We start from the raw sequence: 25,671 nt of genomic DNA, 5'->3' as shown, positions 1-25,671 counted from the left end.
GGACCCGAAGGCCCGGGGCGCCGGTCCGGTCCTGCGGACCGTCCTCAGTGGCCGTTCCACCACCGCACGACGGCCTGCCAGATCTTCGTGGGCCCACTGCGCTGAGCCGGGATCAGGGCTCCCTGCCCGAGCGGTTCCGAGGTGCGCACGCCGGCCGGTGCGTGGCCCGAGGGGACGTCTCCCCCGGGGGTCGTGCGCCGGGGCGAGGCCACCTCCCAGTCGGTGGCGGCACGCGACCTCGCCATCGCGGGCAGCGGTTCGTCGTCGATCTCCTGCTCCGGGCTCGGGGCGAAGCTCGCGGGCAGGTCGACGAGGTGCCGGGAGGTGAAGTTGCCGACCCACGACAGCTTGGACTCGTCGACGCTGAGTTCGAGGTCGGGCAGGCGCATCAGCAGCGCGTCGACACCCACGTCGGCGATGGCGCGTCCGATGTCCTGGCCCGGGCATTCGTGGGGTCCGCTGCTGAAGGCCAGGTGGGCCCGGTTGCCCTCCATGCTCGCGGTGAGGTCGGGCCGTACGACCGGATCGGTGTTGCCCGGGGCGATCCCGACGATCAGCGCGTCACCGGCCTTGATCTGCTGCCCGCCCAGTTCGGTGTCGCCCACCGCCCAGCGTCCCAGGATCGAGGTGAACGGCGGCTCGTCCCAGAGGGTCTGTTCCACCGCCTCGGGCACGGTCATGTGCCCGCCGCTCAGCCGGGCCCGGAACCTGGGGTCGGTGAGCACCATGCGCAGCACGTTCGCGATCAGGTTGGTGGTGGTCTCGTACGCGACGAAGAGCACGACCCTCAGGTGTTCGGCGACCTCCTTGTCGGTGAGTCCGGCGGGGTGCTCGACGAGCCAGGTCGCGAAGTCCTCGGCGGGCGTCTCCCTGCGGCGCTCCACCAGGCGGTTCAGCGTGTCGACGAGGAAGGCGTTGCTCGCGATGGCGGTCTCCGTGCCCCGCGTCAGGTCGCGGGCGGCCTCCACCAGGCGTTCGCTGTAGTCCTCCGGCATGCCGACGATCGCGCACATGACCATCATCGGGAGCTGCTCGGCGAACTGGCCGACCAGGTCGACGCTGCCCTCCCGGCAGAAGTTGTTGACGAGCCGGTTGCTGTAGCGGTTGATGTGCCGGCGTACGCCGCGGGTGTCGATGCGGGCGATGCTGTCGGTGACCGCTCCGCGCAGTCGCTCGTGCGTCTCGCCCTCGGCGAAGGAGCACACGGGCTGCCAGGTGAAGATCGGTGCCAGCGGGTGGTCGGGGGCCACGCTCCCGTCGTGCAGGGCGTGCCACCGGCGCGAGTCGCGCGAGAACTGCGAGGGCGTGCGGGTCAGGTGGAGGTTCTCGCTGTGCCCGAGCACCAGCCAGGCGGGGACGTCACCGTGCATCAGGACGGGTGCGACCGTGCCGTGTTCGGCGCGGAGCTTCTCGTAGAGACCGGCGGGGTCCCCCTCGGCTTCGGGACCGTAGAGGCGGCGCAGGCCCCCGGGGCCGATGCCCGTGCCGTGCGCGGGGCACTGCGGGGGCGGCACCGGGCCTGCGGCCGAGCCTGGTTCGTGCTGGAAGGGGGTTGTCACTGTGGCTCCAGGGATAAGGCGTTCCGGGACCGGGTGGGGGGACACGGCCCGTTCGGGGGGAGGTGTGCGCGTGCGGTCATCCGGCGAGCGGTACGGCCAGGCTGTGCAGATAGCGCATCAGGGTCATCAGCACGTCGCGGCTGGAGGTGCGCAGCCGGGCGTCGCAGTCGATCATGGGAACCTCTTCGGGCAGGTCGAGGGCGTTGCGCAGGGCCTCGACCGGGTGGTGCGGCGCGTCGGGGAAGGTGTTGACCGCGACGACGAAGGGCACACCGCGCTCCTCCAGCCTGCCGATGACGTCGAAACTCGTCTGGAGCCGCCGCGTGTCGATCAGGACGACGGCTCCGAGTGCGCCCTCGAACAGTCCGTTCCAGAGGAACCAGAAGCGCTCCTGGCCGGGGGTGCCGAACAGGTAGAGGATCAGTTCGTCGCTGAGGCTGATCCGGCCGAAGTCCATGGCGACGGTGGTCGCGGTCTTGGTCTCCACGCCCCGGTTGTCGTCCACGCCGACACCGGCCTGGGTCATGGTCTCCTCGGTCGTCAGCGGACGGATCTCGCTGACCGAGCCGACCATGGTCGTCTTGCCGACCCCGAACCCGCCCACGACGACGACCTTCACCGCGGCCGTGGCCGTGCTGGGGAGGACGTCCTCGCTGCGAGGGCCCGGGACCGTGTCAGAGCTTCTGAAGTCCATGCATCACCGCTTCGAGGAGGGACCGGTCGGGGAGTGCGGCGCGCACGATGGGCGCGCGCGACTCGATGAGTTCGGTCGCCAGGAGTTCTGTCAGGAGGGAGGTGACCACGCTGAAGGGGAGGCTCAGGTAGGCCGAGATCTCCGCGACGGACAAGGGCGCCGTGCAGAGCCGCAGGATCGCGGCCTGTTCGGGCTGGACCATGGGCGACGGCTCGGCCTGTGCCACCACCATGGTGACGAGGTCGAGTGCGGCGCGCTCACCGTCGGGAGCACCGGTGATCACGTACAGCCGTTCCGGATCGCTCAGCGCCGGGTCGGCCTTCTTGCGTTCTCGGCGGGGAGCACTCATCCGGCCTGCCCGTCATGGCGCGGAGGGCTCGTCAGATGCGCACCGATGCGGACGACCATGTCGCGCATGCGCGCACCCACGAGCCCGGCGTCGACCGTCTCACCGGCCAGCACCGCGAGGTACGCCCCGGCACCCGCGGCCATCAGGTAGAAGAACCCGCCCGTGACCTCGATGACGACGAGCTTCATGAGGCCGTCGCTGTAGGGGATCTCGGTGGCGACGGCGGCGGCCAGGCTCTGCAGCCCGGCGCAGGCGGCGGCGAGGCGGTCGGCGACGTCCGGGTCGCCGCCGTGCCGCGCGATGCGCAGGCCGTCGGCGGAGAGCACCACGATCTGGTGGATGCTCGGCACGTCGTCGGCCAGTTCCTTGAGCATCCAGTCCATGTTTCCCCGCTGCTGGATCACTTCTGGTCTCCCTTGTCCCACGCGTCGTCAGAGTCTTCGCCGTTGTCGGGCTCCTTGGGCACACCGTTGACGGCCTGGGTGAACGCCTCGAGCCAGAGGCCGGGCGCGGCCGAGCCGCCGCCGTGCCCGTTGCGCGTGGCCGCGGGCTCGGGGGCCGCCGGTGCGGTCTGCTGCGGGAGGTTGTGCGAGCCGAGCGGTGCGCGGCCGCGGCTGCGGCGCTGCGGGAGCCCGCCGGCGGTCCACTCCGTCACCACGATCTCGTCGTCGCCCATGGCGGCGGCCGAGGGTGCGGGCCGCGCCGTGGAGGCCGAGGGCGCCGGGGCCGCGGCCGGGACGGCCACCGAGGGGACGGGGCCGGTCGCCGTGGGGCGGGCCGCCTTGTGCTTGCCCCGCGGCGGCACGACGTGCTGCATCTGCGACATGTCGAGGGAGCTCTGGGGCCGCGAGGTGGCGCCGATGCCGTGGGCGATGCCGGGGGCGGGGCCGGTGGTGATCATGTCGCGCGGCACGATGAGCACCGCGCGGACCCCGCCGTACGCGGACTGCCGCAGTGAGACCTGGAGTTGGTACATGCGGGACAGGCGGCCGACCACGGCCATGCCGAGCCGCGGGGACTCCCCCAGGTCGTTCATGTTGATGCCGGCCTGGGCCTGGGCGAGCATGTTCTCGGCCCGCGCCCTGGCCTCCTCGCTGAGGCTGACGCCGCCGTCCTCGATCTCGATCGCGATGCCCGTCTGCACCTCGACCGCGGTGACGTGCACCCGGGTCTGGGGAGGCGAGTAGCGGGTCGCGTTGTCGAGGAGTTCCGCGCAGGCGTGGATGAGCGGTTCGACCGCGGTGCCGACGATGGCGACCTTGGCGATCGAGTGCAGATCGACGCGCTGGTACTCCAGGATCCGGGACATGGCGCCGCGCAGCACGCTGAACAGCGGCACGGCCTTGGGCCACTGACGGCTGGGGCGGGCACCTCCGAGTACGGCGATGGAGTCGGCGAGGCGGCCGATCAGCGCGGTGCCGTGGTCGATGCGGAGCAGGTCGTCGAAGACGTCGGGGTTGCGGCCGTGGTGGTCCTCCATCTCGCGGAGTTCACTGGCCTGCCGGTGGACGATGGCCTGGACGCGGCGGGCGACGCTGACGAAGGCGCGCTGCGCGGAGTCGCGCATGGCCTCCTCGTTGTCGATGATGTCGAGGACCTGCAGGACCAGGGCGCGCTGTGCGGCGGGGAGGCCGCGGTAGGACGCGTCGGCGTCGACGACGTCGCGCATCACCTCCTGCGGCGAGTTGCTCGCACGCAGCCGGCGGATCGCGGCGGGCAGGAGCTCCTTGGTGAGCCGCACGGTCTCCTGGTCGTACGAGGCGATGCGGTGTTCCAGGAGCGCGATGCGCTGTTCGTACTCGGCTCGCTGTACGCCCATCGCGCGGCGCCTGCGGTTGAGCACGACGGTGAGTGCGGCGACCACGACGGTGGCGACCGCCCCGCACCAGACGACTGCCGCGCGGACGTCCCCGGTGACCGGCACCGCGCCGGCGGCCGTGGCCGCGGCCATCAGCAGGACGGGCGGCAGCGCGGCACGGATTGCGGGGACGTCTCTGTTGGTCGGCGGTGATTCAACACGGACCATCTAAACCCTCTGGCGGTTGATTCGGGAGGTATTCGGGAGGTACGGCACTTGTGCTGACAGTTATGAACAAGTGCTCGAATTCGCAACAACTCGACTTCACTGCGCGTGAGCCTAGCCAGATCAGAACAGGGCTTCGGCACATTCACCCAACCCCCTGCGCGAGCACGCGGGCGGTAATACACTCGCCAGTTTTGTACTCAGCGCCGCCGAGCGTGCGCGAGGAGTGACGCCTGATTCGAATCGCCCGAAAGCCGACAGTCACGTCCTGTTGAGCGGGACGAAAGCGGTCTGGAGCGGGGAGGGATGAACGGACTATTTACGGAAAAAGCCCGCCCGTTGCCGCGTCTTGCATCGACATTCGCCAGCGCATGCGAAATTCCGTGTACCGCAGAACAGGACAAGGGTACAGGTGCGCGAATCCAATCGAAAGGAGCAGACCCCTGAGCGACGGACGTGTGTGCGGACGAGGTGACGGCGTGCGGTGCGCCCCCGCCGGCGGAAACGCGACGGCCGCCCCTCCTCACCCCTGCGGCCTCGGGGTCGTGACCGTCGGTGAAGCTGACCCGCCGACCGGTCCGGTCCGGGGTCCACAAAGGTCCGGCGCGGGGGCCGGCCCCGGGTGTCAGCGTCGGCCGCCCCCGAGGCGCCCCTCCAACTGCACCAGAAGCGCGCCGAGTTGCCCGCTGAGTGCGCTGCGGGTCTCCTCGTCGAGGCCGGAGAGCACCGACCGTTCGTAGGCAAGCTGTTCGGGCAGCAAGCGGTCGACCAGCTGACGCCCCTCCCCGGTCAGCCCGACGTGGACGACCCGCCGGTCCCTGGCGTCGCCGCGCCGGGCGATCAGCCCGGCGTCCTGCAGCACCCGCAGACGCTTGGTGACGGCGGCGCCCGACGAGAAGGTCTCGCGGGCCAGCTCACCGGGGGTGAGCTCGCGGCCGGTCCGGCGCATGGCTCCGAGCAGATCGAATTCGGCCCGGTTGAGTCCGGCGGCGCGCAGCGGTGCGTCCTCCGCCTGCTGGAGCAGGGCCGCGCACCGGTTGATGCGGCCGATGAGCTCCATCGGCCCGGTGTCCAGCGCGGGGTCGACGGCCTGCCACTGCCGCACCACCGAGGCCACGATGTCGTCGGTCACACCACTCCGTCCGCCCGAGCCGGGGTGATGAGTCCCTGCCGTTGTGCCGTCGCCGCGAGCGTACGGTGTCCTGCCTGCTCGGCGGCGAGCAACTCCTCCTCCGGCAGGGCGCGCTGCCACCATTCACCCGATGCGACGTCACCGGCGTCCCGCAGCTCGACCAGGGCGGAGGTCAGCTCCCGGCGGGCCGTCGCGAGCGCCGGGGCCCCGGCCGCCGGGTCGGCGACGGTCCGCTCCGCGCCGATCCGGGCCGCCTCGGCGGCGGCCAGGGCGCTCTCGACCCGGCCGGCCGCTCTTCGGTTGGTGACGGCGGCGCCGGCCAGCAGTCCGACCACCACGCCCACCACGGTGTCCAGGGCCCGGTCGGCGATGAGCCCTCCGGCCGGGGCGGGTCCCCCGAACTCCAGGATGAGCAGGGCCATCGGCGTGACGGCGACGGAGCCGAGCCAGTAGTTCCGGGTGATCAGGGCCTCGGCGGCGAAGCCGCAGGACAGGACGCACAGGACCAGGACGAGCGGGCCGGTCCGCGCGAGGGGGATCACTGCCGCGAACACCAGGACGCCGAGGAGGTTGCCGACCGTCCGCTGCAGGCCCCTGCTCCAGGAGAGGGAGAGGTTGGGCTGATGGACCGAAGCGGCGGTGACGATGGCCCAGTAGGGGTGTCCGACCCCCAGCGCCGAGGACGCGTAGCCGGCCAGCGCGCAGCCGACGAGGGTCCGCAGGGCGACCGGCAGGACCGGAGAGCCCGGGGCGAGCGCGCGCCGGAGCCTGCGCCGGGCTTCCCGGCGTCCGCGCCGCGTCCGCCGCCCGGCACGCTCGGCATCGGCACCGAAGAGCTGTTCGGCGGTCCCGGGCGCGGTCGGCGGCTCGGGGACCGGACCACGGCCGCGCGTCGCCCCGGCCCATCGGCGCAGCTCGTCGGGCCGGGCATCACCGGCCGCGGCCAGGGCGCGCTCCGCGTGGACGACGAGCCGTTCGAGCGCCCGGCGGACGGGAGTGGGCCGCCCGGCGGCGAGCAGCGTCTGCCAGGCGCCGTGGACCGCTGCGGTCGCGGCGTGCCGGGTCCGCGGGCCGGGTTCCGCCGCGTACGCTGCGGCGGCGTCGAGCGCGCGGGCGGTGGCGAGACGCTCGGGTCCTTCCCTGCGCCACAGCGCCGGTCCGGCGGTGACCAGCCAGGCGAAGGCTCCGGCGGCCGCCATGAGCGCGAGGTGACCGGGCACCTGTCGCCACTCCTGCGGCGCGAAGAGCGCGGCGGAGGTGACGAAGGCGAAGATGACGTTGCCCGGCGGGCCGATGCGCGTGGCGTCGCAGAAGGTCTTCTGCGCGGCCGCGAGCAGCGCGCCGACGCCGATCAGCACGGCGGCCGAGTCCGTGAGTGACGCGGTGGCCAGGGCGACCGCGAGGCCGGCGGCCATGCCGAGCACCACCCGGACGACGGTGTGGGCGCGGCGCGCGTACGGCAGGCTGTGTCCGTAGAGCGCGCAGAGCGATCCGGCCATGGTGTACATGACGAGGTCGAGCCGGCCGAGGGAGTACAGCAGCAGATTCGGCACCGCGGAGGCGATGACCACGCTCAGCGCGGGCTTGTACCAGGTCTCCGCGGGCCTGTTCAGCCGCAGGGCGCCGACGACCGGCAGGCTGCGTCCGGACGGCTTCCGGGGCCGCATAACTGTATCGCTCATCTATTTAATTTAGCAGGTGTTACACCCGTAAACGATATGGCGGCGAAGACCCCGCCGAAACGGCCGGCAGGGAGGCGCCCCGGACGGCGGGGCGGGGCGGGGACACCGCAGGGGCACACCCCCGTCGGCATCCCCGCCCGGGACCCGGGACGATCAGCCGAAGCCGCGGGCGTCCTGCTTGAGCGCGGTGTCCACGGTCAGCGCCGTCGCCACGACGAGGCTGAGCAGCGGTTCGGGGAGCTGGTGGTGGATCTGCAGGACGTAGTTGTCGGCCGTGGTGAACATCGTCTTCGCCAGGCCTTCCCACGTCTTGGTGATCCGGGCGATCTCGGTGTCGTTGTGGTCGACGATGGCGAAGTTCCAGGCGCGCCAGTTCTCCGCCTTGATCGCTCCGACCTTGTGGCCGCCGGCCATGATGGCGAAGTTGATCTTGCCGATGGCGTTCTGCTGGACGATCTCCCCGACGGGCTGCCCGTCGGGGCGCTGCACCAGGACCCGGGACTTGATGAACTTCGCGGGGCGCGTGAGGAGCAGCTGCGGCTGCCCGTGGGCGTCGCGGATCTCCAGGCGGTGGGTGAGGTACTGGTCGATGCTGGAGACGAACCTGAGCACCTTGCGCAGGGCGCTCTGGCCCACCTGGACGACGGAACCGACCGTGTTCCCCTGCTGGTCGAAGACGCGGTACTCGTTGGTGACCTCGATCAGCTTGGCCTTCTGGTTCACGACCAGGACCGGCTGGTTGAACAGAGAGCCGCCGCCGGGCGCCGCCTGCTGCGCCGCGTACTGCTGCGGGGCCGCCTGCTGGGGCGTGAACTGCTGGACCGGGGGCTGCTGCTGGGGCACGGGGGCCTGGCCGGGGGCGGTCGCCGGGGCGGCCTGACCCTCCGCCGGGTGCGTGTGCTCGGTCCACCGGGAGCCGTCCCAGTAGCGCAGCAGCTGGGGTGCGCCATGGGGATCCGGATGCCAGCCCGCAGGTACGTTCGATTGCGTTGTCACCGGGGCACACTATCCTGCCGACCTGTGGGCGGGACTCTTTGAACATTCACACACCATTACGATGGCGGCGATGAGCAGAGCGAGCGCGTGGGCGGACCGGTGGCGGGGCACGAACAGCCCCTCGCTCGCCGTGGGCTGGGTGCTCGCGCTTCTGGCCGTGCTCCTGTGCTGCTCCACCTCCGCGACGGCGGCGCCCCGCACCGACGCCCCTTCGGCGAGCACGGTCCGGGCCTTCACCCCCGTGCAGGCGGCCGTCGTGTCGGTCGTGGTGGCCGACGCCCCCGGCGAGCGTGGGATCGGGAGCTCCTGCCACGGCGCCACGGACCACTCGACGGCGGTCGTACTGCCCGGACACCCTGCCCCCGCCGCTCCGCCCTGCCCTGCGGCAGCACCCGGAACCGGGCCGTTCCCCGGAAGCGGGACGATCCGGGGCCCCTCCCACGACGGCGCGGGCGCCGTCGATCGTCAGCGTCTGCAGGTCCAGCGGATCTAGAGGCCGCAACCACCGCCCTCCGGCGCCCGACGCGCCGGGGCGGAACTCCGCCTGCCCTTACCTCCCCGCGGGCGTACGCCCGCGATCCGCTGAACCCGAGGACCTGACATGGCTTCCGCCAAGAACCAGAACAGCCCTGCCGCCGCACGCCGGGCCAAGCTCGACGAGGCCCGCCGCAAGGAACGGGCCCGCGAGCGCCGCAGCCGCGTCATCACCATCACCGCGGCGGTCGTCGTGGTCGCCGGCCTCGTCGCCGGGGGCGGCTACCTGATGTCCAGGGCCGACGAGCAGGACAAGGCCGAGACGCGGGCCAAGACCTCCCCGGTCACCGGCGAACGCTCCTGGGACAAGCTGACCCAGAACCACGTGGAGAAGCCGGTCGACTACCCGATGAACCCGCCCGTCGGCGGTGACCACAACCCGGTCTGGATGAACTGCGACGCCGACGTCTACACGGAGGCGATACCGAAGGAGAACGCCGTCCACTCCCTGGAGCACGGCGCCGTCTGGGTCACGTACAACGCCAAGGCGCAGGACGCCGACGTCAAGGCCCTCGCCGAGCGCGTCTCCAAGACGCCGTACTCCCTCATGAGCCCCGTGTCCGACCAGAAGGACCCCCTGATCCTCAGCGCCTGGGGCAAGCAGGTCACGGTCGAGAGCGCCACGGACGCGCGGGTCGCCCAGTTCTTCACCAAGTACGTCCAGGGCGCGCAGACCCCGGAGCCGGGCGCCGCCTGCTCCGGCGGGGTCGCCAAGTGACCTCGGCGGCGCGCGCTCACCGTTCGCTGGTGTGGGCGGGAGCCGTGGTGTTCGTGGTGGCCGTGGGGCTGGTGCTGCTGATGGTCGTACGGCCCTCCGCGGCTTCCTCCTCCGGCGGCGGGTCAGCCGGGGCGTCCGCCGGTGCGCCCGCGGAGGGTTCGGCCGATGTGGGATTCGCGCGCGACATGTCGGTGCACCACCAGCAGGCGGTGGAAATGTCGTTCATCGTCCGGGACCGCACCGACGACGAGGACGTGCGGCGCCTGACGTACGACATCATCAACACGCAGGCCAACCAGCGGGGCATGATGCTGGGCTGGCTGGATGCCTGGGACCTGCCCAAGAGCGCGGAGGGGCCGCCCATGGAGTGGATGGGCCACCCCGCCACCGCCACGGGCGGGGCCCTCATGCCCGGCATGGCGACCGCCACCCAGCTCGACGAGCTGCGGACGGCGGAGGGCAGGGCGGCCGAAGTCCTGTTCCTGCGCCTGATGACCGTCCACCACCGTGCGGGCGCCGACATGGCCCGCGCGGCGGCGGCTTCGGCGTCCACGCGTGAGATCAGGGACCTGGCCGACGGCATGGCCCGGGCCCAGGAGTCGGAGATCGCGCTCATGGCGGACATGCTCGAAGCCAGGGGCGCCAAGCGCTGAACCCGGGTGACGGAGGGCCGGGCGGGAACGGTGACATCAGGTGCCGCTCCCGCCCGGCCCGCTCCCCCGTCGAAGCAACCTCCGCAGCCCCCCGCACCACCGCGAATTCACCTGCCGCCCGCACCCTTCTCATGAACGCGACACCCGGTGACCGCCGCCTCACCCGACACTTCCTGACGAGTCATGGACATGTCCCTCCCACGACAGGAAGCCTCCGTGCGCACACAGCGCCCCTCCCGCCTGGCGGCCACCGCTCTCCTCGGTTCGGCACTCATCACCCTCGTCCCGCTGTCCCCCGCACACGCGCGGTCCCTGCCGTCCGTCGGCGCGAAGGCGCAGACGCCCGCGCTGTACGACGACGAGCGGGGCGGCAACGCGAACGCGGACGACCCCGCGATCTGGCGCGACGACGCCCACCCCGGGCGCAGCCTGGTCATCGCCACGGCCAAGGAGGGCGGCCTGCGCGTCTACGGTCTGGACGCCTCCCTCGTGCAGTCCCTCCCGGCTCCGCGGCCTCCGGCGCCGGAGAACGCCCCGGGCCGGTTCAACAACGTCGACCTCGTCACGGGGCTGCGCACCCCTTCGGGCCGCACGGACGTCGCCGTGGTCAGCGACCGGGGCAACGACCGCCTGCGCGTCTACCGCATCGACCCCTCCCGGCCGGGAGGGCCGCTGAAGGACGTGACCGATCCGGCCGCGGCCCCGGTCTTCTCCGCGGACCAGGACGAGATCGACGAGCAGCGGACGGCGTACGGCCTGGCCACCTGGCAGGACCGGGCGAGCGGGCGTTCGTACGCGCTGGTGAGCCGGCGCAACACCACGGACCTGGCGCTGCTGGAGCTGAGGCCGACCGCAGCGGGCACGGTGGGCTACCGCCGGGTGCGGACTCTCGCGCTCCCGTCCTCCTTCCGGCTCCCCGACGGCACCTCGTGGACACCGTGCGGCGAGCCCGGCGAACTGCCGCAGGTCGAGGGCATGGTCGTCGACCCGGACGACGGAACGCTCTACGCAGGCCAGGAGGACGTCGGGATCTGGCGTCTGCCGGCCGGGCTGAAGGGACGTCCGGTCCTGCTGGACAAGGTCAGGGAGTACGGCATCCCCGGCACCTACGTCCCGGAGACGGAGGAGTGCACCGCCGGGACCGACCCCGGATTCGGCGGCAGGCACCTCGCGGCGGACGTGGAGGGCCTGACCCTGTTCCGGGAGTCCGGCGGTGAGGGCCACCTGATGGCGTCCGGTCAGGGCGACGACAGCTTCGCCCTGTACGACCGGAGGTCCTCACGGGGCAACGCCTACGAGGGCGGATTCCGGATCACCGCCGTGTCGGCGGACCTCGACGGCAGCGAGGAGTGCGACGGGGCGGCAGCGCTCGCCGAGCCGCTGGGCCCGCGCTACCCGCGCGGTCTGCTGGTCGTCCAGGACGGCCACGAGACCTCGGCGGCGGGCGGCGAGGAGGGCCGGGAGGCGACCGGCTTCAAGTTCGTCGACCTGGGTGCCGTGACGGACGCGACCGGCAGGTAGCGGTCCCGGCCACGGGCCGTGCCGGCAGGGGCATCGCATAGGCTCGTCGACGATATGAAGAGCTACCTCACACCTCTGGGGTCCAAGGCCGACAAGGACACCGTGCGCCGGCACAACCTGAGCCTCGTGCTGCGCGCCGTACGGGACGAGGGCGAGGCCGCTGAGGCCACCAGGGCAGGGGTGTCGGCCCGGGTGGGACTCACCCGCGCCGCGGTGTCGTCCCTGGTCGAGCAGTTGCTCGACAGCGGGTTCGTCACGGAGTCGGGCAAGACGTTCAGCGGGCAGGCGGGCAGGCCGGGCACGGCGCTGAAGGTGGCGCGCACCGGGCCCGCGGGGCTCGGTGTGGAGATCAACATCGACTACGTCTCGGTGTGCGTGGTGGACCTCGCGGGCACCGGCCGGGTCCGGCAGACCGAGCACCTGGACAACCGCGGGGCCCCTCCCGCCGAGGTGCTGGCCAGGGCGGCCCGGATCGCCGCCCGCACCCTGGAGTCGGCGCGGGAGCAGGACCTGTACCCGGTCGGCACGGCCCTCGCCCTGCCGGGGCTCGTGTCGGGCGGTTCCGTGCGGCAGGCTCCGAACCTGGGCTGGAACGAGGTCGCCGCCGAGGTCCTGTTCGCCGAGGCACTGGCCGCCCTGCGCCCCGGATCCGGGCCGCTGCCGGTGCGCTCGGAGAACGAGGCGAACCTGGCGGCGCTGGCCGAGCTGTGGTTCGGCGGGCTCGACCAGGTGCGCAGCTTCCTGTACCTCACGGGTGAGATCGGCGTCGGCGGTGCCCTCGTGCTCGACGGCGAGCTGCTGCGCGGCGCGCACGGCTTCGCCGGGGAGATCGGGCACGTGGTGGTGGATCCGGCGGGTCCGGAGTGCCGGTGCGGTTCGCGCGGCTGCCTGGAGCAGTACGCCGGGCAGTCGGCCCTGTTGCGGGCGGCCGGCATCGACGAGGCGGGGGGCGGCGCCGCCGGTGTGCGGGAACTGGAGGGGCGCGCGCGGGCCGGCGATCCCCGGGCGCTCGCCGCCGTGGCCGACGCGGGGCGGATGCTGGGGCAGGTGCTGTCCGGTGCGGTGAACCTCTTCGACCCGGACGCGGTGGTACTGGGCGGGATATACCGCTGCCTGATGCCGTGGCTGTCGCCGCCCGCCGACGAGGAACTGACGGGCCGTGTGGTGTCCGGCCTCTGGTCGCGCGACGGCGGCCGGCTGCGCGCGTCGTCCGTCGCGGGCGACGCGGCGCGGGGCGCGGCGGCACTGGTGGTGCAGGACGTGCTGGCCGACCCGGCGGCGTACGCCCCGTCGGCGGGGACCGACGCCTGACGGGCCGTGCGCCTCGCTCCCGGGGTGCCCGTCGGTGGGACCGTCGGACACCCCGGAGGCGGGTGGTTCAGCGGAGGCCGAGGAGGTGTTCCATGGCGAGTTGGTCGAGGGCTTCGAAGGCCATGGTGCGTTCGGCGACGGTGGTGGCGTCGAAGTCCTCGTAGGCGGTGCGGTCGGCGAGGAGGGCTTTGAGGCCGTCGTCGGCGGTGGGGCGGGCGAGTTCGGTGAGGCGGGAGGCGGTGAGGGCTTCCTGGACGGCGGGGTCGGCGCGGAAGCCGGCGGCGCGTTCCTTGAGGATGAGGTAGTTGCGCATGCAGTTCTTCGCGGATTCCCAGACGCCGTCGATGCCGTCGGTGCGTACGGGCTTGAAGTCGAAGTGCCGGGGCCCTTCGTAGCCTGCGGTTTCCAGGAGGTCGACGAGCCAGAAGGCCTGGCGCAGGTCGCCGGCGCCGAAGCGGAAGTCCTGGTCGTACTTGATGCCGGACTGTCCGTTGAGGTCGATGTGGAAGAGTTTGCCGGCCCACAGGGCCTGGGCGATGCCGTGGGGGAAGTTGAGTCCGGCCATCTGCTCGTGGCCGGTCTCGGGGTTCACGCCGACCAGTTCGGGGCGCTCCAGGCGCTCGATGAAGGCGAGGGCGTGGCCGATGGTGGGCAGGAGGATGTCGCCGCGGGGCTCGTTGGGCTTGGGCTCGATGGCGAAGCGCAGGTCGTAGCCCTGCTCGGTGACGTACTCGCCCAGGAGGTCGAAGGCTTCCTTCATCCGGTCCAGGGCGATACGGATGTCCTTGGCGGCGCCGGACTCGGCGCCTTCGCGGCCGCCCCAGGCGACGTAGGTGGTGGCGCCGAGCTCGACGGCGAGGTCGATGTTGCGGATGACCTTGCGCAGCGCGAAGCGGCGGACCTCGCGGTCGTTGGAGGTGAACCCGCCGTCCTTGAACACGGGGTGGGTGAAAAGGTTCGTCGTGGCCATGGGGACCTTGAGGCCGGTGCGGTCCAGGGCGTCCTTGAACCGGCCGATCAGCCGGGCCCGCTCACTCTCGTCCGACCCGAACGGGATCAGGTCGTCGTCGTGGAAGGTGACCCCGTGCGCGCCGAGCTCGGCCAGCCGCTCCACCGACTCGACCGGGTCCAGCGCGGGACGGGTCGGCTCACCGAACGGGTCGTTGCCCCGCCAGCCCACGGTCCAGAGCCCGAAGGTGAACCTGTCCGCAGGAGTGGGAGTGAAGCGTTCCGTCATCGTCTGTCCGCCTTCGCCTGACTGCGGTCCGGGACCGTCGCCTGCACCCGGGCCTATTTGTTCATTGACATGATTAATTATGCACGCGGCACCCCGTGGACGTAACCCCCCGGACGACGAAACGAGGGACGCCCCTGTTCCGCGCGGCCTCGATCACGTAATTTGTTTGTCGCACTCCCAAAACCGTCACCACCGGAAACCGCACGAGAAGAGGTAGGCCATGCCGCCGCGTACCGTCGTCATCGGCGTGGACAGCTCCACCCAGTCCACGAAGGCCGCAGTCACCGACACCGGGACCGGTGAGCTGCTGGCCGTCGGCCGCGCGCCGCACGTGGTCACGGGTGAGGGCGGGGCGCGCGAGAGCGACCCCGAGGTCTGGTGGCGTGCGCTGTGCGACGCCGTCGCGGCCGGGCTGAAGGAGTCGGGGGTCTCTCCGTCCTCCGTCGTCGGCATCGCCGTGGCCGGCCAGCAGCACGGCCTGGTCGTCCTCGACCGGTCCGGCCGCCCGCTGCGCCCCGCCCTGCTGTGGAACGACACCCGTTCCGCCCCGCAGGCGACGGCGCTCGTGGCGGAGCTGGGCGGGCCCGACGCCTGGACCGCGCGCACCGGGACCGTGCCCGTCGCGTCCATGACGGCCACGAAGTGGCGGTGGCTGCGCGAGAACGACCCGGCGAACGCCGATGCCACGGCCGGGATCAGACTGCCGCACGACTTCCTCACCGAGCGGCTGTCGGGCACGGCCGCGACGGATCCCGGGGACGCGTCGGGCACCTGCTGGTACTCGACCGCCTCCGGGGCGTACGACCCCGAGCTCCTGGAACTCCTCGGTCTGGACGCCTCGATGCTGCCGGAGGTCGCCGACGGCGGCGGGACCCGGATCGGCTCGCTGACGGCGTCCGCCGCGGAGGCGCTCGGCCTGCCCGCCGGGATCGCGGTCGCGGCGGGCACCGGGGACAACATGAGCGCCGCCGTCGGTCTCGGCCTGGGCGGCGCCGGGCTGCTGGACCACCCCGTCCTCAGCCTCGGCACGTCGGGGACGGTGTTCGCGGCCTCGCGGACCCGGCCGGCCTCCCCCGCCCTCTCCGGATTCGCGGCCGCCGACGGCACGTATCTCCCGCTCGCCTGCACCCTCAACTGCACCCTGGCCGTCGACAAGGTGGCCACGCTGCTCGGTCTGCACCGCGACGACGCGGCGCCCGGCGGCGAGGCCGTCCTCCTGCCGTACCTCGACGGCGAGCGCACCCCCGACCTGCCGACCTCCTCGGGCCTCCTCACCGGGCTCAGGCACGACACGACGCCGCAGCAGCTGCTGGGCGCGGCGTACGAGGGTGCGGCGTTCACCGTGCTGCGGGCCATGGACGAACTGCTGCGGGCCTGCGGCCTGGACCCCGCCGACCCCGAGGTGGCCGGCAGGCCGCTGCGGCTGATCGGCGGCGGCGCCCAGGGCCGCACCTGGGTGGAGACGGTGCGCCGGCTCTCCGGCCGGCCGTTGATCGTGCCCGGCAGCGGGGAACTGGTCGCCCTCGGTGCCGCGGCCCTGGCGGCGTCCGCCGCGGGCGGCGGCGACCCGGTCGCCATCGCGACCCGCTGGAACACGGGGGCCGACAGCATCGACGCCGAACTCCCGCCGCTGGAGCGGGACACGGAGACGTGGGAGCGCGTCGGCTCGGTGCTCGACCGGGCCGCCGGTCCGCTGCTCGGCGGATAGGCGGCTGCTCCGAAATCGCGCCCGGCGGACCGGTTTTGGGGATGACTGCGGATCTTCAATAGGATCCGGCGATGATCATAAGAAAACGGCTGACGGCCGGGGTGTGCGTTCTGCTCGCCACCCTGGCCGCCGGGCTCGGCACCGCCCTCCCGGCCGCCGCCGACGAACCCCCCACCGCCGCATCGCCGAAGGTCGAGCTGGTCCTCGACGTCAGCGGGTCCATGCGCACCCGCGACATGGACGGCGAGTCCCGGATATCCGCCGCCAAGCAGGCGTTCAACGACGTCCTGGACGCGGTGCCCGAAGAGGTCGAGCTCGGCATCCGCACGCTCGGCGCCGACTACCCGGGTGACGACCGCAAAGTGGGCTGCAAGGACACCAAGCAGCTCTACCCGGTCGGCCCGCTCGACCGCACGGAGGCCAAGACCGCCGTCGCCACCCTGGCGCCGACGGGCTGGACCCCGATCGGCCCGGCGCTGCTCGGTGCCGCCGACGACCTCAAGGGCGGCGAGTCCACCCGGAGGATCGTCCTGATCACCGACGGCGAGGACACCTGCGGCCCGCTCGACCCCTGCGAGGTCGCCCGCGACATCGCCGCCCGCGGGATCCACCTGGTCATCGACACACTGGGCCTGGTACCCGACGCCAAGATCCGCCAGCAGCTGACGTGCATCGCCGAGGCCACGGGCGGCACGTACACGGCGGTCCAGAACACCGACGAACTCTCGGGCAGGGTGACCCAGCTGGTCGACCGGGCCGCCGAGCCCGTCGTCACCCCGGTGGCCACCGAGGGCGCCGGCAGCTGTTCCGCGGCCCCCGAGCTGAAGGCCGGTCTCTACACCGACCGCCAGGAGATCGGCAAGCACCGCTGGTACCGGGTGGATGTGGCACCGGGTCAGGAACTGCGCGCCTCCGTCAGCGTGGCCGCCGACCGTGCGGTCGCCGACGACTACGGCGTACTCCTGCGGGCGGTGACCAAGTACGGCCGTGAGATCGTCCGGGGCTCGGAGTCCGGCACCGGGCGTACGGACATGATCTCGTCCGGCCTGCGCTACCCGAAGGCCGAGGAGGACGACACGGAGGACGGCGCCGCCCCCGCACCCGAGACCGTGTGCCTCCAGCTCAGCAACTCCTTCTCCGCGGCCCCGTCCGTGAAGACGACACCCGGCATGCCCGTCGAGCTGACCATCGACCTGGTGGACGCGCCCGACGACGCCGCCGACACGGCGGCCTTCGGCCTCGGACGGGGCTGGTGGCTCCTCGGGGTCATGGTCCTGACCGGGCTGATCGCCGGCCTGCTGATCGGCTGGATCTCGCGCTGGCGCGTCGCCGTATGGAGGACCAACTGATGCGTACCACCCGTAGGAACACACTCGGACGCGCCTGCGCGGGCGTCCTGCTCGCGGGAGTCGCGCTGCTCACCTCGGGCGGGACCGCCGTCGCCGACGACCCGTCGGCGAGCGCGAGCCCGGCCGACGGCGACTCGGCGGGGCCCACCGAAGCGGGCACCACCTTCCGTACCGCGACGGCGATCCAGCAGAACACGAAGGCCACGGCGGACGCCTCCACCGGTGACTACCTGTACTGGGCCTTCCCCGCCGACGCGGGCCAGCGGGCCACGGTCCGGGCGAAGGTGAGCCTCCCGGAGAGCGCCACCCGGCACGGCGCGTCGACCTGGCAGGTGGACGTCTACGACGGCCTCCGCCGCAGGCAGGCGTGCATGTACGGCCACCAGACCAGGAAGGCGGCGCCGGACGCGAGCGCCGTCGAGCTGTCCTGTGTGCTGCGCACGGTGCGCGCGTGGTCCGAGCCGTGGGCGTCGGATCCGCTGCCCGGCACCTACTACATCCGCCTGACGGTGGTCGGCCTGGCCGAGGAGGATCTGGGCCTCCCGGTCCACGTCGAGACCGAGGCCACCTCCGCCGACCAGGGCGGCGCCCACGACGTGGACGGCACGCTCGCGAAGCCGCTCGTGCCGGGCGCGTCCTCGGCCGAGCAGGCCTCCACGGCATCGGAGTCGGACACCCCGCTCGCCGGTGATCCGGAGGACGGCTGGTCCTCCGGCTGGTGGACCGACCGCTGGCTGTGGACCGCGGGCGGAGCCGTACTCGCCGCGCTGGCGGCCGTGTTCGGCTACACCCTGACCAGGGGCGGCGGCCGCCCCTCCCGGGTGCCCCCGGGCGTCTGACGGAGTGACATGAGGGGCCGGAGGGCCGCGGGCACCGAGCCCGCGGCCCTCCGGCATGCGGTGCGCCCCGTACCCGGCGGGAGCGGCGCCCGCGTCACGCAGAGCCCGGCTCGACCGGGGTCCCGCCGGCGAGGGGGTCACCCGCCCGGGCGGCGGTGTGTACCGCTTCACGCGTCCGCTGGGCCGAACGGATGAAGGTGCGGTCCTGTGCGGAGGGGGCGGCGGCAAGGCTGGCGCCATGAACGACACCTTCCTCGCGTACCTCCCTCACGCGGCGGCACGCGGCGCGCGCACCTCCCCCGCTCTGGACTCCGCCCGTCCCGGCAGGTCCTGAGCATGCGCCCCGCGCAGCGGGCCGGCACCCTGCTCGGCATCCATCTGCTCGCCGCCCTCTACACGGCGGCGCTCGTCCCTCCGCCCCCGGCCGGACCTCTCGGGACCGTCCCGGCCGTGCTGTCCGGCCCCGGACCGGCAACGGCCGAACCCTGGCGAGCCGCCTGGCACCGGTCCCTGCTCTCGCGGCGGTCGCCCGAGCGGCGCGCGGACCGGCCGCCGGTCCGGCCGGCCGCCGGTGGAGCACCCGCGTGGACGCACACGTGTGTGCGCGGCGACGAGCCGTCCTGCCCGCAGTCGGGTCCGGCACGGGATCGAGCATCTGTGCCGCAGTGACCCCCGCCGGCTTCCCCCGGAGCCCTCTGCGAGACCGCCGGCACCGCCACGGAGCCCAGCTCCGCACGCCGCCGGCACCCCGCCGCCCGAGCCCCGCCACATGCCGCCGACCCCTGCTCCGGTGCAGGCAGGGCCTGTTGTTACCGTGCACACGTGCCTCACTCCTCACGCGACACACCAGAAGGCGCCGGCTGGGGAGAATCCCAGCTCGGCACGTACAAAGCGCTGATGCCTGCCCAGGTCGAGAAGCTCTCGTGGCTGAATCCGAGGACGCTGTGGCCCGCCCGCAACGGCGTCCTCGCCTCCTGGTTCGGGGACCCGACGGGCCGGACCCGCAGTCGCTGGGTGGAGCAGGCCGTGGCCGCGGGTGCGCCCACCGACGCGATCGTCCGCCGCACGGACGCCGACCACTTCTCGTTCATGGTCATCGGTGACACCGGTGAGGGTGACGATCCCCAGTACGCCGCGGTGCCCGGCTTCCTGAAAGCCGGTCAAGGCACGGACTTCGCCGTGCTCGCCAGTGACGTGATCTACCCGGTGGGCAGCGTCGACGACTACGGCACGAAGTTCTTCCGCCCCTACCGCGACTACCCGGCGCCCATCTACGCGGTACCGGGCAACCATGACTGGTACGAGGGCCTGCAAGGCTTCATGCGGGTCTTCTGCGAGTCACCGCCGCTGGCGCCCGAGGCGCGGCCCCGCCCCCTGACACGGGCCTGGTTCCGCTCGCTGCTCTGGCACTCGCCGGGCGGGACGGACGAACAACGTCTATCCGAGGCACGGGCGTTGCGCTCGCAGCCGTCGCAACAGGCCGTCCAGCCAGGCCCGTACTGGGCCATCGACGTCGGACCGATACGGATCATAGGCATCGACACGGGCCTGCTGGGCACCGTCGACGCCGAGCAAGGCCGCTGGCTCCGCGAGGTCTCGCGCGGCGACCGGCCCAAGATACTGGTGACCGGGTCCCCGCTGTACGTGGACGGCGAACACCACCCGTGCTCCATCGAGGGAGGTGGCACGGTGGACGCCATCGTGCGCGACCCGGAGCACCACTACGTCGCGGCGATCGGTGGCGACATCCACAACTACCAGCGGTATCCGGTACGGGTGGACGACGGACGCACGATCCAGTACGTCGTCGCCGGTGGAGGCGGGGCGTTCATGCACGCCACGCACACCATCCCGCGGATATCCGTGGCCGACGTCACGGAGGACGAGTTCCGCTGCTATCCGCTGCGCGGCGACTCGCTGGCCTTCTACAGCAGGCTGTACGGGCGCAGGCTGCGGATGCCCCGCTTCTTCACGCTGACCGAGGCCGAGGCCACGGCGGTGATCGCGGAACGGCTCGGCGTCCCGCCGACCCGCGCGCAGGGGGAGCCCGTTCGCGTCACCCGGCGTATCCGGCTGGTGGCCAGTCTCCTCGGCGCCGGCAGCCGCCCCGACCGCACCACGTTCTTCCGACTGCCGGTGCGCAAGACGTACACGCAGCTCTTCTCGCCGGGTTCGGCGACGTACAGCCCGCCGTTCTTCAAGTGCTTCCTGAGGCTGGACGTCACGCCGACCCAGGTCCGCCTGCGCTGCCACTCGGCGACCGGGACCCTCGACCACGAGATCGATCCTCCGGTCGAGGACGAGGTGACCATCCCTCTGTCGTGACGCTGCGACGCCGCGAGGGGGGCGGATCCGGTCGCGGCAACAGGGGAGTTGCCCGTTCGTCGACGTCCGGATCCACCCCGGCGGCGCGCACCTGCGCCTGGAGGCCGGAACGCATCCGCTCCTCGCCCGGCATGCCCCCCGACGACCGGGAGCGGGACGTCCTGGCGACGACCGTACGGGCGCGTGAACCGCGCGGCCGGGTGAAGCCCGCAGGGAACGTTTGACCTCAAGTCTGCTTGAGGTCCTAGCGTTCGGTGCGTACCGACCGACATGGAGGCACCCGCATGGACATGGAAGTCACCGCGTGGCACTCACTGCACAGCGCGATGAACGCACAGGAGGACCGCAGGCCCTTCTCCCGCGCCACCCTGCGCCGCATCGGTGGGTTCGCCCGGCCGCACCGGGGCCGGATCGTCCGCTTTCTCCTGCTCAGTGTGGTCACCGCGCTCCTCGCGGTGGCCACACCGGTGCTGGCGGGCGGTGTCGTCGACGCGATCGTGCGGGGCGAGGGGTCGGGGACGGTCACCCGGCTCGCCCTGCTCATCGCACTGATCGCCGTGGCGGAGGCGGGTCTCGGGCTCCTCACCCGGTGGCTGTCGGCGACCCTCGGTGAAGGTCTCATCCTCGATCTGCGCACCGCCGTCTTCGACCACGTGCAGCGGATGCCGGTCGCCTTCTTCACCCGCACCCGGACCGGCGCACTGGTCAGCCGGCTCAACAACGACGTCATCGGTGCGCAGCGGGCATTCAGCAACACCCTGTCCGGTGTCGTCTCCAACCTCGTCACCCTGCTGCTGACGCTCGCCGTGATGCTCACGATCTCCTGGCAGATCACGCTGCTGGCCCTGGTGCTGCTGCCCTTGTTCGTCCTCCCCGCCCGACGGATGGGTTCACGGATGGCGGCGCTCCAGCGGGAGGCCGCCGGCCACAACGCCACCATGGGCACGCGGATGACCGAGCGTTTCTCGGCGCCGGGTGCGACGCTCATCAAACTGTTCGGCCGCCCCGCCGACGAGTCGGCGGAGTTCGCCGCCAGAGCGGGCCGGGTACGCGACATCGGCATCCGCACGGCGATGCTGCAGTCCACCTTCATCACGGCACTCACCCTGGTGTCCGCTCTGGCCCTCGCACTGGTCTACGGGCTCGGCGGGTACTACGCGCTGCGCGGCACCCTGGACCCCGGCGCCGTCGTCGCCCTGGCCCTGCTCCTCACCCGCCTCTACGCACCGCTGACGTCACTGGCCGGGGCCCGCGTCGAGGTCATGAGCGCACTGGTCAGCTTCGAGCGGGTCTTCGAGATCCTCGATCTCCGGCCGTTGATCGCCGAGAAGACCGACGCGCGCCGGGTGCCGGACGGGCCGGTGTCCGTCGAGTTCGACGGGGTGTCGTTCGGCTACCCGTCCGCGGACAAGGTGTCCCTGGCCTCGCTGGAAGAGGTCGCCACGCTCGACTCCGGGGACGGGGCCAGGGTGCTGCACGACATCACCTTCACCGCGGAACCCGGGCAGATGGTCGCACTGGTCGGTGCGTCAGGGGCGGGCAAGTCGACGATCGCGCAACTGCTCCCCCGGCTGTACGACGCCGACGCCGGTGCCGTCCGGCTGAGCGGCGTCGACGTGCGCGACCTCACGGCCGACTCGATCCGGGAGACGCTCGGCATGGTGACCCAGGACGGCCACCTCTTCCACGAGTCGGTCCGGGCCAACCTCCTCCTCGCCCGCCCGGAGGCCGCCGAGGAGGAGATCTGGGACGCGCTGCGCCGGTCCCGCCTGGACGGGCTGGTGGCCTCGCTGCCCCAGGGACTGGACACGGTCGTCGGGGAGCGCGGCTACCGGCTGTCCGGTGGTGAACGCCAGCGCCTCACCATCGCGCGCCTGCTGCTGGCCCGTCAGCGGGTGGTGATCCTGGACGAGGCGACCGCCCACCTGGACTCCACCTCGGAGGCGGCCGTGCAGGAGGCTCTGGCCGAGGCGCTGGAGGGGCGTACGGCGGTGGTCATCGCCCACCGGCTGTCCACGGTGCGGTCGGCCGACCTGATCCTGGTCGTCGAGGCCGGCCGCATCGTCGAACGCGGCACGCACGACGCGCTGCTGGCGGCCGGAGGACGGTACGAGGAACTGCACCGCACCCAGTTCGAGCGTCCGGAGCCGGAGAAGGCGCGACCGGCTGTCTGACCTCGGGGTCCTTTCCGTCCTCGCACCTGCGCGACGAGGGCGCCGCCGGGCCCACGCCACGGGCCTGTCGGCGTTGCGCCCGCTCGCCGCGCGCTCGTAACGTGACCGGAGGCCGCCGGGCGGGCCGACCGGGCCGGGCCCGTGCGGCCGGCCGGGGCCCGAACCGCCCTCCACGCCGAAACCGGGTACGCATGAGCCAGTCACACTCCACCGCCGACGCATGGCACCGGCCGATGGTCGCCCGTCTCGCCAGCGAGGAGCACCGCACCGCGACCGCCCTCGAGTTGTTCTTCGACCTCTGCTTCGTCACCGCCGTCGCCCAGGCGTCGGGGGCCTTCGAGCACGAACTCGCCGGCGGGCACATCGGCCATGGGATCCTCGGCTTCGCCACGGTGTTCTTCGCGATCTGGTGGGCCTGGATGAACTTCACCTGGTTCGCCTCCGCCTACGACACCGACGACGTGCCCTACCGGCTGCTCACCCTGGTCCAGATCACGGGAGCGCTCATCCTCGCCGCGGGCGTGTCGCAGGCGGTGGAACACGAGGACTTCACCGTCATCACGTGGGGCTACGTCGTCATGCGGCTGGCCATGGTCACCCAATGGCTGCGGGCGGCCCACTCCGACCCCGAACGGCGGCGCAGCTGCGTGCGTTACGCGGTCGGCATCCTGATCGTGCAGATCGGCTGGATCGCCCGCCTCGCCGTGCCCGACGACTGGGGTCTCCCCCTCTTCGGCGTCCTGGTCGTGGCCGAACTCGCCGTCCCCGTCTGGGCGGAGAGCATCGCCAACACCACCTGGCACCCCCACCACATCGCGGAGCGGTACGGCCTCTTCACGCTGATCGTCCTCGGCGAGACCATCACGGCGGCGACCGTCGCCGTCCGCACGGCCCTGGACGACGAGGCGGCGATCGGCGACATCGCGACGCTGGTCGTCGGCGGAGTGCTGACGGTCTTCGCCCTGTGGTGGCTCTACTTCGCGCAGAACGCCCCGCGCCGGCTCACCGGACTCAGGTCCGCACTCCTCTGGGGCTACGGCCACTACCTCGTCTTCGCCTCGGCGGCGGCCGTCGGCGCGGGTCTGGCCCTGAACGTCGCGCACACCACCGGTCACGGTCATCTCTCGGACCGCGCCGCATCGGCCGCGTTCACCGTCCCGGTGGCCGTCTTCGTCACGCTGGTGTGGCTGCTGCACCACCGGGCGTCGGAGATCCGCAGCCGCACCGACCTCGTCCACCCGGTCGCGGTCCTCGCCGTACTCGCCTCGACCTTCTCCCCCGCTCCCGTACTGGCGACCGGCAGCATCACCGCGGCGCTGGTCGCGGCGACCCTGGTCGTGTCGGCGCGCGGCCGGTCCTCCGTCAGTCGGCCGACTCGGGCATGATCTCCCGGACCTCCTGTGCGCAGCGGCACGCGGCGGCGATGCGGGCGGCCCACTCCAGGGCTTCTCACGTGAGGGCACTTCGACGACCGGGAACCGCCGAGAACCGCCTTGGTCTCCAGGGAACGGGCCGTCGGCGACGGTCCCGTCGGGGGCCACCACGCTCGCCCGCTGTCTTTCCAGTCCGGCGCCGAACACCCGTACCCCGGCCTCCCGGGCCTTCCGCACCACCGCGTGCGAGGCACAGCTGCCGACTCCCCCTGGGCGAAGGTCGTCGAGCCGTCGTCGAACGAGATCGGGTAACGCGCCGTCCTTGGCCCCTCGGCCGTCGTCCGCCTGCCTGAGCGTCTCTCACCCTACGGGCGACGTCATACCTCCGGGGGGCCGGTGCTCCCGCGGCTTCCGGGACACCGGCCGAAACGCCTCGCCCCGAACGCGGCCGGCCGCCGCGGGATGCCGCGGCGGCCGACTGCGGGCCCGGGAGGCTTCCCGGACTCAGCTCACCGTCCGAGCCACTTCTTCCAGGTGTCCGGGTGGTCCTGGATCCAGCGGCCGGCCGCCTCGTCGGGCGACAGGCGCTCGGAGGCGATGAGCTCCGAGACCTCGTTCTGGTCCTGCTCGGTCCACCTGAACTTCTTGAGGAAGGCAGCCGCGTCCCCGCCGCGCTTGGCGAAGCCCGCGTTCAGGTACTTCTGCAGCGGGGTCTTCGGGTAGGCGCAGTCGATGTCCTCAGGTGCCTTCGCCGCACACGCGTCGGAGTACTCCGGCAGCTTCACCTCGACCATCGGCACCTCGTTGAACAGCCACTGCGGCTGGTACCAGTAGCTGAGGAAGGGCTTCTTCTCCTTGGCGAACTGCTGCATCTGGGTGATCTGCGCGGCCTCGGAACCGGCGAAGACGACCTTGTAGTCGAGCCCGAGGTTCTTCACCAGTGCCTTGTCGTTGGTGACGTAGGACGGCGAACCGTCCATCAGCTGGCCCTTGTCGCCGCTCTCCGGGGTGCGCAGTTCGTCGGCGTACTTGTCGAGGTTCTTCCAGTCCGTGACGTCCGGGTGCTCGTCCGCCCAGTACTCGGGGACGTACCAGCCGATGTGGCCGGTGACGCCGAGGTCGCCGCCGGGCACGATGGTCTTCTTGTCCCGGACGTACAGCTTCTCCTGGTCCGGGTGGCCCCAGTCCTCCAGGATGGCGTCGACGCGGCCCTGGCTGAGGGCGTCCCAGGCGGGCACCTCGTCGGTCTGCACGAGGTCGACGCGGTAGCCCAGCTCGTCCTGGAGGATCTTCTGCGCGACGGCGACGTTGGCCTGCGCGCCGACCCAGGACTGGACGGACAGGGTGACGGTCTTGATGTCGGCGGGCGCCGCGAAGGGGCTCGCCTGCTTGGTCATGTCCGCGGCTCCGCAGCCGGTGACGGCCAGCAGGGCGGCAACGGACGCGACGATCGCGGACGTACGGAGACGGGCGCGGGTACGGGTGCGAGCCATG

The 25,671-nt window shown here is 72.3% G+C and carries 21 protein-coding genes; 11 read left to right on the top strand and 10 right to left on the bottom strand.

Translation table 11 applies throughout. The features are described from left to right. Positions 1–44: 44 nt before the first annotated feature. The 8 genes from OHT61_RS27600 to OHT61_RS27565 all read right to left on the bottom strand — a co-directional run bounded on the left by OHT61_RS27600 (position 45) and on the right by OHT61_RS27565 (position 8,435). Positions 45–1,559, bottom strand: a complete 1,515-nt coding sequence (locus OHT61_RS27600) for a cytochrome P450 (protein WP_329041933.1) — start codon at positions 1,557–1,559, stop codon at positions 45–47. A gap of 76 nt (positions 1,560–1,635) precedes the next feature. Next, positions 1,636–2,253: a GTP-binding protein gene (locus tag OHT61_RS27595; protein ID WP_329041932.1), complete on the bottom strand. Its 618-nt coding sequence runs from the start codon at positions 2,251–2,253 to the stop codon at positions 1,636–1,638. After that, on the bottom strand, positions 2,234–2,602 hold the full coding sequence (locus tag OHT61_RS27590) for a DUF742 domain-containing protein (protein WP_329041930.1): 369 nt from the start codon (positions 2,600–2,602) through the stop codon (positions 2,234–2,236). The genes OHT61_RS27595 and OHT61_RS27590 overlap by 20 nt, the downstream gene beginning before the upstream one ends. Continuing rightward, complete coding sequence (locus OHT61_RS27585) at positions 2,599–3,006, bottom strand: roadblock/LC7 domain-containing protein (RefSeq protein WP_014152870.1); 408 nt, start codon at positions 3,004–3,006, stop codon at positions 2,599–2,601. The genes OHT61_RS27590 and OHT61_RS27585 overlap by 4 nt, the downstream gene beginning before the upstream one ends. Continuing rightward, complete coding sequence (locus OHT61_RS27580; RefSeq protein WP_329041921.1) at positions 3,003–4,628, bottom strand: sensor histidine kinase; 1,626 nt, start codon at positions 4,626–4,628, stop codon at positions 3,003–3,005. The genes OHT61_RS27585 and OHT61_RS27580 overlap by 4 nt, the downstream gene beginning before the upstream one ends. A 622-nt stretch (positions 4,629–5,250) precedes the next feature. Next, on the bottom strand, positions 5,251–5,757 hold the full coding sequence (locus OHT61_RS27575; protein WP_329041919.1) for a MarR family winged helix-turn-helix transcriptional regulator: 507 nt from the start codon (positions 5,755–5,757) through the stop codon (positions 5,251–5,253). Then, a complete protein-coding gene (locus OHT61_RS27570) occupies positions 5,754–7,439 on the bottom strand; it encodes an FUSC family protein (RefSeq protein ID WP_329041918.1) in 1,686 nt (561 codons plus the stop codon). The genes OHT61_RS27575 and OHT61_RS27570 overlap by 4 nt, the downstream gene beginning before the upstream one ends. A gap of 153 nt (positions 7,440–7,592) precedes the next feature. After that, a complete protein-coding gene (locus OHT61_RS27565; protein WP_329041917.1) occupies positions 7,593–8,435 on the bottom strand; it encodes a phospholipid scramblase-related protein in 843 nt (280 codons plus the stop codon). 70 nt (positions 8,436–8,505) lie between these two features. Here OHT61_RS27565 and OHT61_RS27560 point away from each other — a divergent pair, with 70 nt between their 5' ends. The 5 genes from OHT61_RS27560 to OHT61_RS27540 all read left to right on the top strand — a co-directional run bounded on the left by OHT61_RS27560 (position 8,506) and on the right by OHT61_RS27540 (position 13,172). Then, on the top strand, positions 8,506–8,928 hold the full coding sequence (locus OHT61_RS27560) for a hypothetical protein (protein ID WP_329041916.1): 423 nt from the start codon (positions 8,506–8,508) through the stop codon (positions 8,926–8,928). 108 nt (positions 8,929–9,036) lie between these two features. Continuing rightward, complete coding sequence (locus OHT61_RS27555) at positions 9,037–9,687, top strand: DUF3105 domain-containing protein (RefSeq protein ID WP_329041915.1); 651 nt, start codon at positions 9,037–9,039, stop codon at positions 9,685–9,687. Then, complete coding sequence (locus OHT61_RS27550; protein WP_329041913.1) at positions 9,684–10,340, top strand: DUF305 domain-containing protein; 657 nt, start codon at positions 9,684–9,686, stop codon at positions 10,338–10,340. The genes OHT61_RS27555 and OHT61_RS27550 overlap by 4 nt, the downstream gene beginning before the upstream one ends. Before the next feature lie 189 nt (positions 10,341–10,529). Further along, complete coding sequence (locus OHT61_RS27545; RefSeq protein WP_443049549.1) at positions 10,530–11,861, top strand: phytase; 1,332 nt, start codon at positions 10,530–10,532, stop codon at positions 11,859–11,861. A 54-nt stretch (positions 11,862–11,915) separates the two neighbouring features. After that, entirely contained in the window at positions 11,916–13,172 is a 1,257-nt protein-coding gene (locus OHT61_RS27540; protein ID WP_329041911.1) for an ROK family protein, read from the top strand. A gap of 67 nt (positions 13,173–13,239) precedes the next feature. Here OHT61_RS27540 and xylA read toward each other — a convergent pair whose 3' ends face one another. Continuing rightward, on the bottom strand, positions 13,240–14,409 hold the full coding sequence (xylA, locus tag OHT61_RS27535; RefSeq protein WP_329041910.1) for a xylose isomerase: 1,170 nt from the start codon (positions 14,407–14,409) through the stop codon (positions 13,240–13,242). A 220-nt stretch (positions 14,410–14,629) separates the two neighbouring features. Here xylA and xylB point away from each other — a divergent pair, with 220 nt between their 5' ends. The 6 genes from xylB (at position 14,630) to OHT61_RS27505 (ending at position 24,189) form a co-directional block, all read left to right on the top strand. Then, complete coding sequence (gene xylB, locus OHT61_RS27530; RefSeq protein WP_329041909.1) at positions 14,630–16,117, top strand: xylulokinase; 1,488 nt, start codon at positions 14,630–14,632, stop codon at positions 16,115–16,117. 71 nt (positions 16,118–16,188) lie between these two features. Then, positions 16,189–17,466 (top strand): VWA domain-containing protein, encoded by a 1,278-nt coding sequence (locus OHT61_RS27525; protein WP_329041908.1) that lies wholly within the window; start codon positions 16,189–16,191, stop codon positions 17,464–17,466. Continuing rightward, positions 17,466–18,305 (top strand): hypothetical protein, encoded by an 840-nt coding sequence (locus OHT61_RS27520; RefSeq protein WP_329041906.1) that lies wholly within the window; start codon positions 17,466–17,468, stop codon positions 18,303–18,305. Before OHT61_RS27525 ends, OHT61_RS27520 begins: the two co-directional genes overlap by 1 nt. Before the next feature lie 822 nt (positions 18,306–19,127). Next, a complete protein-coding gene (locus tag OHT61_RS27515; RefSeq protein ID WP_329041904.1) occupies positions 19,128–20,630 on the top strand; it encodes a metallophosphoesterase family protein in 1,503 nt (500 codons plus the stop codon). Between the two features lie 284 nt (positions 20,631–20,914). After that, the gene (locus OHT61_RS27510) at positions 20,915–22,804 is read left to right on the top strand and encodes an ABC transporter ATP-binding protein (RefSeq protein ID WP_329041903.1); all 1,890 of its coding nucleotides are present in this window, start codon (positions 20,915–20,917) and stop codon (positions 22,802–22,804) included. Positions 22,805–22,995: 191 nt separating this feature from the next. Beyond that, positions 22,996–24,189, top strand: coding sequence for a low temperature requirement protein A (locus OHT61_RS27505; protein WP_329041902.1), 1,194 nt, complete (start codon positions 22,996–22,998; stop codon positions 24,187–24,189). Between the two features lie 497 nt (positions 24,190–24,686). On the opposite strand, the gene OHT61_RS27500 is transcribed toward OHT61_RS27505, so the two are convergent. Further along, positions 24,687–25,670, bottom strand: a complete 984-nt coding sequence (locus OHT61_RS27500) for an ABC transporter substrate-binding protein (protein WP_329041901.1) — start codon at positions 25,668–25,670, stop codon at positions 24,687–24,689. Position 25,671 lies beyond the last annotated feature (1 nt).

Source organism: Streptomyces sp. NBC_00178 (genome assembly GCF_036206005.1).
Taxonomy (GTDB): domain Bacteria; phylum Actinomycetota; class Actinomycetes; order Streptomycetales; family Streptomycetaceae; genus Streptomyces.
This window is presented reverse-complemented; position numbering and strand designations above follow the sequence as displayed.

What these genes read in the sequence shown, in the direction of transcription:
- OHT61_RS27595 (WP_329041932.1), bottom strand. Translation starts at nt 2,253, where the DNA reads ATGGACTTCAGAAGCTCTGACACGGTCCCGGGCCCTCGCAGCGAGGAC.
- OHT61_RS27590 (WP_329041930.1), bottom strand. Translation starts at nt 2,602, where the DNA reads ATGAGTGCTCCCCGCCGAGAACGCAAGAAGGCCGACCCGGCGCTGAGC.
- OHT61_RS27580 (WP_329041921.1), bottom strand. Translation starts at nt 4,628, where the DNA reads ATGGTCCGTGTTGAATCACCGCCGACCAACAGAGACGTCCCCGCAATC.
- OHT61_RS27570 (WP_329041918.1), bottom strand. Translation starts at nt 7,439, where the DNA reads ATGAGCGATACAGTTATGCGGCCCCGGAAGCCGTCCGGACGCAGCCTG.
- OHT61_RS27560 (WP_329041916.1), top strand. Translation starts at nt 8,506, where the DNA reads ATGAGCAGAGCGAGCGCGTGGGCGGACCGGTGGCGGGGCACGAACAGC.
- OHT61_RS27555 (WP_329041915.1), top strand. Translation starts at nt 9,037, where the DNA reads ATGGCTTCCGCCAAGAACCAGAACAGCCCTGCCGCCGCACGCCGGGCC.
- OHT61_RS27545 (WP_443049549.1), top strand. Translation starts at nt 10,530, where the DNA reads ATGTCCCTCCCACGACAGGAAGCCTCCGTGCGCACACAGCGCCCCTCC.
- OHT61_RS27540 (WP_329041911.1), top strand. Translation starts at nt 11,916, where the DNA reads ATGAAGAGCTACCTCACACCTCTGGGGTCCAAGGCCGACAAGGACACC.
- xylA (WP_329041910.1), bottom strand. Translation starts at nt 14,409, where the DNA reads ATGACGGAACGCTTCACTCCCACTCCTGCGGACAGGTTCACCTTCGGG.
- xylB (WP_329041909.1), top strand. Translation starts at nt 14,630, where the DNA reads ATGCCGCCGCGTACCGTCGTCATCGGCGTGGACAGCTCCACCCAGTCC.
- OHT61_RS27525 (WP_329041908.1), top strand. Translation starts at nt 16,189, where the DNA reads ATGATCATAAGAAAACGGCTGACGGCCGGGGTGTGCGTTCTGCTCGCC.
- OHT61_RS27520 (WP_329041906.1), top strand. Translation starts at nt 17,466, where the DNA reads ATGCGTACCACCCGTAGGAACACACTCGGACGCGCCTGCGCGGGCGTC.
- OHT61_RS27510 (WP_329041903.1), top strand. Translation starts at nt 20,915, where the DNA reads ATGGACATGGAAGTCACCGCGTGGCACTCACTGCACAGCGCGATGAAC.
- OHT61_RS27505 (WP_329041902.1), top strand. Translation starts at nt 22,996, where the DNA reads ATGAGCCAGTCACACTCCACCGCCGACGCATGGCACCGGCCGATGGTC.
- OHT61_RS27500 (WP_329041901.1), bottom strand. Translation starts at nt 25,670, where the DNA reads ATGGCTCGCACCCGTACCCGCGCCCGTCTCCGTACGTCCGCGATCGTC.